The following is a 12,423-nucleotide window of genomic DNA, read 5'->3' on the forward strand; positions in this document are numbered from 1 at the left end:
ATTCAATTTGTTAAATCATTGTCATACATTCTTTTTGTCTTCTTCAATACTATCTCTTGTGAAAATAAATCTTCAACTAGCTTTCGCCCATTTTTTCCAAAAGAAACTCTCATAGGGTAGCTTAATAATAATTTTTTAATCGCTTTAGCCAATGCTTCACTATCGTCTATGGGTATAGTAAAACCGTTATGATCATTAATTACTATATCTCTACACCCACTAATTTCAGTTGTTATAAGGGGCCTCCCGCATGAGGCTGACTCAATTAAAATTCTAGGGACCCCTTCGCCGTATTTTGTTGGAAGGCAAACAATGTCACAAGCATAAATATAAGGTTTTACGTCTTCGACGGATCCAAGCCAGTTTATCTTCTTTTCTTCATGCCACTTCAAGATGGTCTCAAGGCTTATTGCATTATCACTATCGTGATCCAAAATTCCTGCTACATCTATAGTTATATTTAATCCCTTTAATTTTTCAACTGCTGATATGATATTCTCTAAACCTTTGTCATATAGCATTCTAGCTGCAAATAGAATTTTGAAAGAAGATGTAACTTCTTCTCTAAATAAAGGTTTGGAGTACTCATATTCATCGGTATCTACTCCTGCTCCATTTATCAAATAACGCCGAGATGTTGTTGCTATGTTATATTTTGAAAATGTTTCTAAGTCATCATTGTTTTCAAAGGTTATTTTGTTATTGTTATTCTTTGAAATTAGACTGTAAAGTTTTATTGTTATTAGTTTTGCTGTTCTAGACTTTAATTTTTTATTGCTAAATACTCTGCCTAAGCCTGTAATGCTCATTACCTGGTTTGTTTTTGATTTTTTGCAAATTAAACCAGAAAGTAAATTTGGCTTAACAGTGATGGAATGTACATAGTCAGGTTTTACTTGTTCTATTAGTGTTTTTATTTGGAATAAAGTAAGTATGTTTTTTATAGGGTTGAGAGTTTTTCTTTCTAACTTTATTGGGTGTACTATGAATCCCATACCCTCTAAGTTGGAAGTTAACTCAGGGTTCGTTATTTGAAATGAAATGTGAACTTCATCGAATAATTCTTTTGCAGCTAATGATCTATTTAGCCAATGTAAATTAAAGTACCAATCTACATTGGCTATAAATAGTATTCTTTTTCGTTTTTTCATTATTAGAAGTACTCAAGCTTATATGCAATGGCATCATAGTTGTCTTTTATTACTTGATAGCCGTTAAGATTGAGTTTTTTAGTTAATTCAGTAAATTGTTCAATTGTCATAATGTTATGAGATAGTGAATGTTCAAATCTTATTATTTTAGGTTTAAATTTATCCAAATCAAGGGTTATGAGTATATTGTAATCGTAGCCTTCTGTATCAATTTGCAAAAAGTCAAAATTTTCAAAATTGTTTTTTTTCACCAAACTTTCAAAATCAATACAATTCACAAGCTCTTTGATAATGGTGTCACTAGGGGTGTCTGAAAGTTCATGATGTTTAGGATTAAATGATGCGATACCGTTGACCCATTCAGGGAGTTCTTTAGCTTTATCGGGTGCAACACGATATATATACATCTCTTTTTCAGTTTCGTGAATTGCTAAGTTTTTAAGTATAACATTTGGGAACTTGCTATAATTTTTCTCTAGTTTTTGAAATAGATCATATAATGGCTCAACAAGTAATGCAGAACTTAGTTCTGGATACTTTGAAACAAGTGGGAATACTGTATCGTTATATGAGACGCCGTCATTTGCGCCTATTTGAACGATTTTTATGCTACCTTCTTTTTCTATTATTTTTTTTGTGAAATAACTAATGCTTGATATTTCATCATCGGTAGGGTCGAGAATGCTTTGTATATGACTATTTAAGTCTCCGATACTTTTTTCAATATTAACCCCTCTCTCATTGATAGAGTTTATTGTTTCTAAAGTCTTTTTATCTATTTCATCAAAGAGTTGTGTTTTTATTGACTCAAGGCTTTCACGGGTGTCTATTTTTATATTATTTAGCTGCTCCTGCATCTCATCAATTTTTTTGTTCTCTTTCTCTAATCTAACTCTTGATGCTAGTTTTTCTTTGATATTTAATATTTTTTTTAACAGCATTTTTCATACTCTCTCATAATTGTTTCGGTCTCACCTATCATTTTTATTTTTCCTCCTTCTAGCCACGCTGTTTTGTTACATATTCGTCTAATAACGGCGTTGTCATGTGAAGCTAAAACGATAACTTTAGCCCGATCCTTAAGTTCATTGAAACGCTTTTCTGCTTTTTGTATGAAGCTAGCATCTCCGGTACCGATGACTTCATCTAAAAGTAAAACATCAGGATCAACTGCTGTTGATATCGCAAATGCAAGACGAATTCTCATCCCCATTGAGTAAGTCCTGATTGGTAGGTTTAAGTAATCCTCGAGTTCAGTAAATTCTGCTATTTCTAGTCTTTTTGAGTCAATTTCAGCAGGTGTCATTCCTAGAAGAAGCCCCCTAAGTTTTATATTCTGATATCCAGTTGAATCATCGTCCATACCAAGAGCTATATCAAGTAAAGGTACAATCTTACCTTTTCTTGTTATTGAGCCTTTAGAAGGCTCATAAATACCTGAGATCAGTTTTAGTAATGTACTTTTACCTGCACCATTATTACCAATTAATCCAAGTTTATCACCATGTTCAAGTGATAATGAAACTGAATCAAGAGATTTTATCGTTACATGTTTTCCATTACTATCACTTGAAATAATACCTCTTTTACCTAGTTTCATTATTTCAGATTTTATAGAACGGTTCTGCGCATCGAAAATTGGGAATTCGACACTAGCGTTATTTATTTTTATATAATTCATGCTTAGATCCAATATGCAATTTTTTTGTAGCTTATTTTATAAATGTATATGGTGAATATAGTCCCAAAAACCAATAAAGTTAAAGCGTTATAGTAAGAGTATAAATCTGCTTTCTGGCCTATAAGTGGAGATCTAATAATGTCAATAAACCATGCAAAAGGGTTGAAGGCTAATAACAGTTTGTATTTGGAAAGCATTGTGCCACTAAATAATATTGGAGTTATGTAGAATATTATTTGCATAAAGCTGGCCACAATTTGAGGGAAGTCCCTAAATCTGAGTGATGTTATAGCGCATAATAAGCATATCCAAAAAAGATTTAATAATACAATAATAAATCCAAGTAAAAAAATAGGGATACTACTAATAGTTAAAGTGTCATAATAAATTACAACTGCGATTACTATTATAAAATTGTGTATTAGCATAACAAAGTTACGCCAAACAGTTTGCATTATGAATATAAATTTATTAGTAGGTAATTGCCCTATGTAGGGTGATGATGAAATAAAAGCTTGGCACCCTTCTGTTATTACCCCATTCATAAAAACCCAGAATACAAGACCTATTGCTAGTAAGGGTAGATACTCTTCTAATTTTACTCCGAATAATTCGCCGTAAATGTAACCAAGTGCAATGATCAATAACCCCATGCTGATGGTTATCCAAAATGGTCCAATGCTTGAACGTTTATATCTTTGTCTGAGTTCTAGCCATCCAAGTACGGACCACAAATGCCAGGATTTTATAGATGGTAAAATATCCTCTTTAATAACTTTTATCATTTTTTTTCCAGTATATTTTTAATTAAATTTTCTTTTTCAATCAGGACTTTTTTGTTGTATTTTTCTACGAATATTTCAAGCTCTGAGATGATTAAATCATAGTTTTCAATTGTATCTCTTATTCTCTTATTTATAGCTGTTGGATTGTCTACTTCATTTACAACGAGGTGTTTTTCTAGGAAATCATTACCTTTGTATATATTACCTGCTGGACCTACTAAACATGGGGTACCAACAGAACAAGATTCAAGGGCTATCATTGGCGAGCATTCAGTATTTGTTATATATAAAACTAAATCCATATCGTTTAGAAGAGAAACGAATTTTTCATTACTCATGCTAGAATCAACTATGTTTAGATCTATTTTTTCGGCAATTAGACTAAAGCTATCTCTTACATTCAGATTTGTATGAATGACGCTGTTTTTTACGCCAATTGTAGACATAAGTTGTACAAATGGATTCTTGTACCAACTAAATAAAGCTGCAAAAACGCCTATATTAACTTTTCTATTAATGTTTCTTTTTTTGATTAAATTTTTGTTTGGGATTATATTTTTTATAGGGAAAGAGGGGATTCCCATTTTTTCTATCGTTTCGCAAAGATCTGGCTTGAAAGATATTACACCGTTTAACTCATTTTTTTTAATCAATTCTGCCCATTTTTCAAATGTATGATAATGAGATATATCAACCCATTGAGCTGGTGAGCCGTGCCAAGCAAGATAAATATTAATATCCTTCCGTTTCTCTTTCACTTTTCTTACTAATGTTCTGTGAAGTTCAACTCCACCACTAATTATGATAGCTTTTAATTCTCTGCTTTCTGTAATTAGTTGTACAATTCTATCTAAGAATTGATGGTCCGTAACTTCTGGATATTCTCTAGAAAAGAGTGGAAATGCAATAGCACTCTCAGGGAATATACTCCTAGTTGAATTTGCTACTCCGTGCCATCTTGGGGAATATAATGTAATATATTCTTTCCCTATTATTGCTTTTTCATATCTGCTAGTGAATAATTTATATTCAATGTCATCACTGTTCGATAATGATTTTTGATAATATGTTCTTACAAATCTTGATTGCTTGAGTATATCAATTATTTCTAACTTTTTTCCTAATCGATAACTGTGTGAAATGACACTGTTCTGCAATGCTTTAATTTTAGTTTTTTTTGTCTTGAACAAGTTGCTTCTTAAGTTTTTATTACTCTCTTTTATGCTGTTTTCTATAAATTCTTGCCATTTATTTACTGTGTTGAATGAGTTTAAAAAGTTTTCCTCATAAGTTTTTAAATTTATATTTTTTATTTTGTTTAGTTTTTCGGTATTGGTTAATAGTGATAACAGTGCGTTATAAAATGATTCACTTGTCCTCGGTAAGACATACTCTAATTGCTCTTCTGGTAATATCTCCCGTACAATTCCAACATCAGTAGAAATAATTGCACAGCCTCTTGAGATGCCTTCTAAGAGGGGGAGAGGCGTCCCTTCTTCTACTGAAGAAATTAACAAAATATCTATGTTCTCTAAGTGGCTGAGAATTTCATCTCTAGGTGTGTTTTTCTCTGCTTTATCAAATATTTTTACAGTAAAAGGAATTTCTTTTTCTCTTAGTTTTTCTATTGCAGGAGTTATGATTTCTTTCAAACCCTTATAATCTTTATAGCCTAGGTGTTCACCCCATTTACTATTTCCTATCCAGCCGATACTAGGGATTTTACTTTCAGTTAGGTTTAGTTTAGATGGCTTTGGAAGTTCTGGATTATCAAAAATTACAGAATGTGGTGCTGGATAAAAAGGTAATTTATTATAAATTTTTTCTATTTTTGAAGATGATACAAAATAGTTATCAATAATATTAAAAAGTTCAACTCTTGCCTCTATTTCATCCGATAGTTCAGTGTACAAATGGTCAGGGACATGAGTTGTCAACGCACAATTTTCAAAAGTATCCATATACTTCTTCGGATGTTGTTTTAAATAGGCTATTACTTCGTTTAGATAGTCTCTCCAAAAAAAATGAATTAAGTCTGGTTTAGCTCGTAGTTTGGATACGGCTAAGATGAAATCATGATATGATTCGATTTTTTGTGTGTATATGATTTCGACATTATATTCAGATTTCCTTAATCCTGACGCAATATTATTTGCTATAGTTCCAAAAGCCCAATTAGGAGCATCAACAACAAAAAGTATATTTTTTTTATTCAATTTTTTATTCCTGAAGTAATTCTTTATACAACTTTAACCAACGACTAGATATTTTTTCGATTGAAAATTCCTTAATTGAATTTTCTCGTACATCTGTTATCTCATTTTTACGTTCATTTTCATCTTTTTTCATCAAGTACATTATTGAAGAAGCCAAATCCAAAGGGTTATTTTTTTTTGCAATTAATTTATTATTATAACCTTTTAGAATAAAGTTGGTGCCTTCATGATCAGTTGTTACTATAGGAAGCTCCATATATAGAGCTTCAACTAATGTTATTCCGAAGCCTTCATATAGCGAGCTACATATATATGCATCAGCAATGTTATAAAAATACACTGCATCTATACTTGCTTTTATTTTTATTTTTTCAGTCAAGCCTCGCTCAATTATTTCTTTCTCTAACTTCTCTTTTTCTGTACCCGTTCCAACTATTGTTAGTTTGAAGTCTACTTTATTATTTACTAATTCAAATGCTTTTATCAAAGTTGAAAAATCTTTTTCCTTCGATAGTCTTCCTATTGAAACCCAGTGAAAGGTAGAGTTATTCTTTATTTTATTTTCTCTAGTAAATTTAGTTTTACAGATTCCATTCGGAACAATTAACATTTTGTCTATTGGTGACATTTTATTTTTAATAAAATAATCGCATGCTTTCGGACTGACATTTGTGTTTAAATTTGACAAAAAACTAGTCATTCGATAAAGAAGTTCTCTTATTTTTCCACCCTCATATATACTATGAGCAGAAGAAATAACTTTTAGGTTGCGATTGACTAATTTCGCTAGCCTACAAAGTATATATGCGTGAAACATGTGTCCGTGCAAGATGTGTATCTTGTTTTCCCTACAAAACCTTAATAGTTTGAATAATGCCATTGGTGTTTGACAGTAACTATCCATGTCTAAAGTATGAAGGTTAAATTTTTCCTCTAGTAGTAAGCTGTAAATACTACCACCTTTTATCAGAGATATAACTGATACTGAAAGACCTTGAGATTTAAATTTTTTAACCAATTCATAAACTTGTGTTTCAGCTCCTCCAATATCTAAGGCTGTAATTACTATTGCAACATTTAAATTGTTATAGTTCATGCACTTCAACCTCTCCATTCTGAGTGATTTGTTTTGTGTATCCGATTGAAGTTTTTAGTAACATTTTAAATATGGTAGTGTCGTCGTAATCAGAGCAGGCGATATCAAGTGGCTCTATTATTTCTAGTAACTCATTCCAGTGAAGAAACTCTTCATCAGCTTTCATGATGGATGCGTGCTCAGTAGGCTGTGAATCTTTACCCACTAATAATTCCTCATATAGTTTTTCACCTGGACGCAGCCCCGTTATCTGGATTTCTATATCACCAAATGGGTCATCGTCTGTTTTTACAGTTAGGCCGCTTAATTTAATCATGCGAGTAGCTAAGTCAATAATGCGTACAGGCATACCCATGTTTAATACGAATACTTCACCACCTTCAGCCATCGCGCCAGCTTGTATGACTAGCTGCGCTGCTTCTGGGATGGTCATAAAATAACGAATAATGTCAGGGTGGGTGACGGTTACAGGGCCGCCTTGTTTTATTTGTTCCCTGAATAAAGGCACTACTGATCCCGATGAGCCAAGAACATTGCCAAACCTCACCATACAAAAAATAGTGCTAGGGCTGCGTGAGGCCATGGCTTGAAGGATGAGCTCTGCCATGCGCTTTGATGCACCCATTACATTGGTTGGTCTAACTGCTTTGTCGGTTGAGATTAGAACAAAGTTTTTAACGCCGACGCTCACTGCTGCCTCGGCACAACGCCATGTACCAAACACGTTGTTTCTTACACCTTCTACCACGTTATCTTCAACAAGAGGCACGTGCTTGTAAGCCGCAGCATGATAGACGGTATCGGTTTGATACTTCTTCATGACTATCATTAATCTTTTTTGCCGTTGAACTGAGCCCAACACGGCGTGTAGTTTGGTATCTAGCCCATTCACCGCTATGTATTTGGAAATCTCTTGTTCAATTTTGTACAGACTGTATTCGTTGAGTTCAAAGAGCACCAGTTTCGCTGGCCGTTGGGTAATGATTTGTCGGCATAGCTCAGAACCAATTGAGCCTCCCGCTCCTGTAACCATTACACTTTGGTCTGTAATGCAGCGACTGAGTAAACATTGGCTAGGGGGGACCGGAGTCCGGCCTAATAAGTCCTCGATATCGATACTTTGAATGTCATTTATATTAGCTTTGCCATTGGTGATATCTTCTATACTGGGCATAGATAAAACTTCAGCTGAGCATGACTCTAGTCTCTGTATCAGCTTTGTCCGTTCTAATCTTGGGGTTTTACCTAATGCAAGTAATACTTTAACAGCGCAGTGTGTCGCTATCAGATTCTCTAATTGGCTATGAGGAAAGACCCTTAAGCCATGTATTGTTATGCCATGTTTTTTTACATCGTCATCGATAAATGCGGCGGGTCGGTAGTCAGTGCCGCGAAATAAAGCATGGGCTAGTTGGTAGCCTGCGTTGCCCGCGCCATAAATAATAACAGCAGGTTTGTAGCGCTGTAAGCGTTGGTGAACGACGCTTCTTAAAATAAGTCTTGGGCTGCCAAGGATGATGAGTGCTACCAAGGCGTAAATGACCGGTACCGAACGTGGGATAAAACTTTGAAAATAATAGCTACTTGCTGCGAGTACGATTGCCGATGTAGTAATTCCTGCAACCAGAGTGGTAATGGCATTAACTGTCATATAACGCAAAATGGCGCGATATAGCCCAAGCCTTATGAAGCAAAAAATAGAAACGGCCACGGTTACTAGTGTTGATGCGAGCTCTGGTACGCCTGGTGAAAAAGTCAGCTCAGCAGAATCTAATCGTAAGAAAAGTGCAAACAGGATAGAAGCAATGATACCAATCGCATCATATGCTATTGTGGCTAAACGTTTGATTTTTCTTGGTATGTTTAAATTGTAAAAAGGCATCGATAATTCCGATCTTATTTCAGTTGGAAATTATAACACACGTTGCTAAATGATGAGTAGCAGCATGGGAATACCGAGTCTTGGTAACGGAATATATTTGATTTAAGAGTTATATATAATGCAACTTTTTCTTGTTCAGCTGACAGTGTGACCGTGCAAATGTAAGCAAACGGTGGATGAGATAGAGGTAATTATAATGGTCGTTTTTACTTAGATAGTTTGGGATGGGGACAATAAAAAATTGTTAAGAGGTGCTATGTAGAACATGAACACGAGTTATTCATCTTCTGTAAAAAAATGTAAATAAATGTTGTTAGATTTTGGCTCATTGACTAGAATATTTTCTGGTCACAAAAATATAAAAATCGATTGTGTATGTTTGTAATATACAGTTTTACCTAATTTGTTGTTTTCTTAGGATTAGTCATGTTGACTTTAAGCATCAAGCTTACATTGGTTTTCTTTTTCACGCTTCTGGCCTTGCAGTTCTTTAAGCCGATTGCAGAGCGAGTTGGACTAGTCGACAACCCCTGCGCTCGCAAACAACATACTGGTTTTATCCCATTGATCGGTGGTATCAGCGTCTTTACTGGCATTATTTTCGCTTCAATCGTTTTCGGTTGGATTAGTTCGTCAGTCACGCCATTAATGACTTACATCTTTTGTATCTCAATCCTCGTTGTATTAGGCGCGGTTGATGATGCTAAAGACTTATCTGTTAAAATTCGTTTAGTTATACAAACACTGATTACATTTATCATGATTATGGGAAGTGACCTCTTTATCCATAATCTTGGTGAAATGCCTTTTATCGGCGAACTTAATATTGGGTGGTTAGGCTATTTCTTAACTGTATTTGCTGTTATCGGCGCAATCAATGCATTCAATATGGTGGATGGCATTGATGGGTTGTGTGGCTGCCTGTCTCTTATGACGTTGATGCCGATGGCCATTGCTTTTAGCTGGAGTGGTCAGACCGTACCTATGCTAATTTGTTTGGTAATCTGCTCAGCAATTTTACCTTTCCTTGTCGTTAATTTGAAACTGTTCTTCGTGAAACAAAAAGTGTTCATGGGCGACGCTGGCAGTATGATGATTGGTTTCAGTGTTGTGTTCTTGTTGCTCTCTGGCTCACAAGTTGCTCCACAGGATACATCGTTTAGTGCTGCGGCGGCATTGTGGTTTATCGCTATACCCTTAATGGATATGGCCGCAATCATGATTAGACGAGTCCGCAAAGGGCAGTCCCCTTTTCAAGCAGATAGAAACCATTTACACCACATCTTTTTACACGCAGGCTTTACTTCAAGACAGTCGCTTCTAATTATTACAGCCGTTCAGGCTTGCTTGAGCGTCATTGGTTTATTGGGTATTTACTTCAGCATTCCGAGCTATATTTTGATGGCTGGTTTTGTCACCATTTTCTTTTGTTATTCTTATGCGATTCAGCATGTTTGGCGAATTACCAAATATCTAAGAGCAAGAAGAATCAATAAAGTCAGATTGCTTAAAGAAAATCACGCATAGGTAGAACGGTTTTCTGTATGAGTAATGATGTTTCCTCAAAGTGGTACTTGTTATATTGCAAGTCTAAAGAAGAAGCTAAAGCAAGCTTGCATTTAGCTAATCAAGGTATCGAGAGCTTTTATCCAACGATCCATATTGAAAAGTGTGTTCGAGGCAAAAAAAAGCTCGTTGTCGAAACCCTGTTTCCCTCTTATTTATTCGTCAAAATAGATCCTCTACGAGCTAATTTTAATGCGATACGCTCCACTCGGGGAGTCAATGACTTTGTTAAGTTTGGCGGTAACTACGCTAGTGTCTCTGCTGATTTAGTTGAATACTTGTCTACCTCAGTAGAGCAACACCAACATGCACAACGAGTGCTATGCCAGTTACCAAAGTCAGGTGACAAAGTAAGAGTCGAGTCAGGCCCGTTTGCTGGCTTAGAAGCAATTTATCAATCAGATGATGGTTTAGAGCGCAGCGTTCTACTCATAAAGTTAATTAACCAGTGGCAAAAAATAAGCTTGCCCAATACGCAGTGTACGGTTGCTGCCTAGCAAGATAAATGTAAAATACTCACCATCGTAGTTGTCACAAAAATGCCATTGTTATTTGTTTTAATGACTTTGGTGTGACAATCTGCCGATGAAATAGCGATAGCTAACAATTATTAGATCATTACAGCACTGAGGGAGCTGAAACCCTGGGGCGGTAGCGTGTTTTAAATTTATTTTTAGTACCTTAAGTTGTACTTTTACAGGATGTTTTTAGGTTTATGTCGAGACTCTTTGTCTTCATTAAAAAGCTGTGCCTTTCGTTATTGCTTATTGGCCCCTCTGCTTTATTCGCCTCTCCTTGGATTGAAGCTGATGACGCTTACTTGCGTGCTGATCTGCAATTATTATCAGATGCTGGCCTTATCTCTACCCCTTTACAAACCTTTCCTCTGCCTTGGCATGCGGTTGCGCGTGACTTAAAAAAGGCCTCTTTAGATAATTTACCAAACAACGTATTAAGCGCTTATCGACATGTTCAGTATGCATTAGAAACAGCTCAGCTTGAGCGTGGCAATAAACAGATTAAATTAACTGCAGCTAACTCCGAATCGCCAAGTAGTTATGGTCAAAATAACGCCCAAGAATGGCAAGTAGAAGGCGCTTATAGCACCACTCATAAACGAACGGCGGCTAGGTTAAACATAAACTATGGCCAGCCGCACGGGGAAGACTCTGATATTAATTTTGATGGCTCTTTTGCTGCTTACACTACTGGTAATGTTGATATCACGGTGGGGGCGCTACACAAGTGGTGGGGCGCAAGTTGGCAATCAAACCTTGCTCAGCCATTTGCTTCTCGTCCTGCCCCCCTTGCTTATATCGCTTATGCGGGCAACGACTTATCTGAACTCGATGCAGTTTACCTTGAAGGTGGGGTTAGCTATGTCAACGATCTTTCGCCATACCAAAAAAAGTGGGCGAGTCGGATTAACGTGACAGTTGCCAAGCCACTCAGCTTAGGTGCTAGCTACATTCGCTATCAAGGCAAAACCGATAAAAAATCACAGCAGTGGCTGTGGTATGACGTGCTTGATTTAACAGAAGAGAGCAACAATCAATTTATTGTTGAAGGCCGAATTAGCTTACCCACTTTTAATGGTTGGAATGGTGGTGTTTACTCTCAGCACTTGATCAGTGATGGCGTTGGCCAGCAGGGCGCAAATATTTCAGGGATAGATTTACAAAATCAAGTGCTGGACGCTCAACTGAGGCTTGTGCTTGAGAATCGCTACAACCCATTGTCTGATAACAGTCAGCTAAATAGCCATTTAAGTGGCTTGAAAGAAATAGCATCAGGGCAACTATATCAACTGCACTCCTTATCCAACCAGCTCTCTGTTGGTGGTTATGTTCAGTTAAGCAATAACCACCAATTTAATCTTTTTTATCATCTTGAAAGTTACAACAAACAACATAATCGACTCAGTGGTGAATATCAGCTACCACTGCTAAGCGGCTTATTTAGCATTCAACTCTCTATGAGTGATGCAGACTGGCAACAAGATAACCTGCAACTAGCAACGAGCTGGGACTACAGGTTTTAATCGAC

The 12,423-nt window shown here is 35.9% G+C and carries 10 protein-coding genes; 3 read left to right on the plus strand and 7 right to left on the minus strand.

Features of this window, described 5'->3' with window-relative positions; all coding sequences use genetic code 11:
* Positions 1 to 2: 2 nt before the first annotated feature.
* Genes K6Y31_RS04370 through K6Y31_RS04400 form a run of 7 tightly spaced genes read right to left on the minus strand, consistent with a single transcriptional unit; the run spans position 3 to position 8,811 of the window.
* Positions 3 to 1,151, minus strand: coding sequence for a glycosyltransferase family 4 protein (locus tag K6Y31_RS04370; RefSeq protein ID WP_233051621.1), 1,149 nt, complete (start codon positions 1,149 to 1,151; stop codon positions 3 to 5).
* 2 nt (positions 1,152 to 1,153) lie between these two features.
* Positions 1,154 to 2,092, minus strand: coding sequence for an FkbM family methyltransferase (locus tag K6Y31_RS04375; protein WP_233051622.1), 939 nt, complete (start codon positions 2,090 to 2,092; stop codon positions 1,154 to 1,156).
* Positions 2,083 to 2,832: an ABC transporter ATP-binding protein gene (locus K6Y31_RS04380; RefSeq protein WP_233051623.1), complete on the minus strand. Its 750-nt coding sequence runs from the start codon at positions 2,830 to 2,832 to the stop codon at positions 2,083 to 2,085. Before K6Y31_RS04380 ends, K6Y31_RS04375 begins: the two co-directional genes overlap by 10 nt.
* Before the next feature lie 2 nt (positions 2,833 to 2,834).
* The gene (locus K6Y31_RS04385) at positions 2,835 to 3,617 is read right to left on the minus strand and encodes an ABC transporter permease (RefSeq protein WP_233051624.1); all 783 of its coding nucleotides are present in this window, start codon (positions 3,615 to 3,617) and stop codon (positions 2,835 to 2,837) included.
* On the minus strand, positions 3,614 to 5,833 hold the full coding sequence (locus K6Y31_RS04390; protein WP_233051625.1) for a glycosyltransferase: 2,220 nt from the start codon (positions 5,831 to 5,833) through the stop codon (positions 3,614 to 3,616). The genes K6Y31_RS04385 and K6Y31_RS04390 overlap by 4 nt, the downstream gene beginning before the upstream one ends.
* Positions 5,834 to 5,837: 4 nt before the next feature.
* Complete coding sequence (locus tag K6Y31_RS04395) at positions 5,838 to 6,929, minus strand: glycosyltransferase (RefSeq protein WP_233051626.1); 1,092 nt, start codon at positions 6,927 to 6,929, stop codon at positions 5,838 to 5,840.
* Positions 6,919 to 8,811, minus strand: coding sequence for a nucleoside-diphosphate sugar epimerase/dehydratase (locus K6Y31_RS04400; RefSeq protein ID WP_233051627.1), 1,893 nt, complete (start codon positions 8,809 to 8,811; stop codon positions 6,919 to 6,921). Before K6Y31_RS04400 ends, K6Y31_RS04395 begins: the two co-directional genes overlap by 11 nt.
* Positions 8,812 to 9,237: 426 nt before the next feature.
* Here K6Y31_RS04400 and wecA point away from each other — a divergent pair, with 426 nt between their 5' ends.
* The 3 genes from wecA (at position 9,238) to K6Y31_RS04415 (ending at position 12,418) form a co-directional block, all read left to right on the plus strand.
* Positions 9,238 to 10,338, plus strand: a complete 1,101-nt coding sequence (gene wecA / locus K6Y31_RS04405; protein ID WP_233051628.1) for a UDP-N-acetylglucosamine--undecaprenyl-phosphate N-acetylglucosaminephosphotransferase — start codon at positions 9,238 to 9,240, stop codon at positions 10,336 to 10,338.
* A gap of 17 nt (positions 10,339 to 10,355) precedes the next feature.
* On the plus strand, positions 10,356 to 10,874 hold the full coding sequence (rfaH, locus tag K6Y31_RS04410; protein ID WP_233051629.1) for a transcription/translation regulatory transformer protein RfaH: 519 nt from the start codon (positions 10,356 to 10,358) through the stop codon (positions 10,872 to 10,874).
* 218 nt (positions 10,875 to 11,092) lie between these two features.
* A complete protein-coding gene (locus K6Y31_RS04415; RefSeq protein ID WP_233051630.1) occupies positions 11,093 to 12,418 on the plus strand; it encodes a capsule assembly Wzi family protein in 1,326 nt (441 codons plus the stop codon).
* Positions 12,419 to 12,423 lie beyond the last annotated feature (5 nt).

It is taken from the genome of Motilimonas cestriensis (assembly GCF_021295315.1).
GTDB classification, from domain to species: Bacteria; Pseudomonadota; Gammaproteobacteria; order Enterobacterales; family CBDFNC01; genus Motilimonas; species Motilimonas cestriensis.

What these genes read in the sequence shown, in the direction of transcription:
- K6Y31_RS04375 (WP_233051622.1), bottom strand. Translation starts at nt 2,092, where the DNA reads ATGCTGTTAAAAAAAATATTAAATATCAAAGAAAAACTAGCATCAAGA.
- K6Y31_RS04395 (WP_233051626.1), bottom strand. Translation starts at nt 6,929, where the DNA reads ATGAACTATAACAATTTAAATGTTGCAATAGTAATTACAGCCTTAGAT.
- K6Y31_RS04385 (WP_233051624.1), bottom strand. Translation starts at nt 3,617, where the DNA reads ATGATAAAAGTTATTAAAGAGGATATTTTACCATCTATAAAATCCTGG.
- wecA (WP_233051628.1), top strand. Translation starts at nt 9,238, where the DNA reads ATGTTGACTTTAAGCATCAAGCTTACATTGGTTTTCTTTTTCACGCTT.
- rfaH (WP_233051629.1), top strand. Translation starts at nt 10,356, where the DNA reads ATGAGTAATGATGTTTCCTCAAAGTGGTACTTGTTATATTGCAAGTCT.
- K6Y31_RS04380 (WP_233051623.1), bottom strand. Translation starts at nt 2,832, where the DNA reads ATGAATTATATAAAAATAAATAACGCTAGTGTCGAATTCCCAATTTTC.
- K6Y31_RS04370 (WP_233051621.1), bottom strand. Translation starts at nt 1,151, where the DNA reads ATGAAAAAACGAAAAAGAATACTATTTATAGCCAATGTAGATTGGTAC.
- K6Y31_RS04400 (WP_233051627.1), bottom strand. Translation starts at nt 8,811, where the DNA reads ATGCCTTTTTACAATTTAAACATACCAAGAAAAATCAAACGTTTAGCC.
- K6Y31_RS04415 (WP_233051630.1), top strand. Translation starts at nt 11,093, where the DNA reads ATGTCGAGACTCTTTGTCTTCATTAAAAAGCTGTGCCTTTCGTTATTG.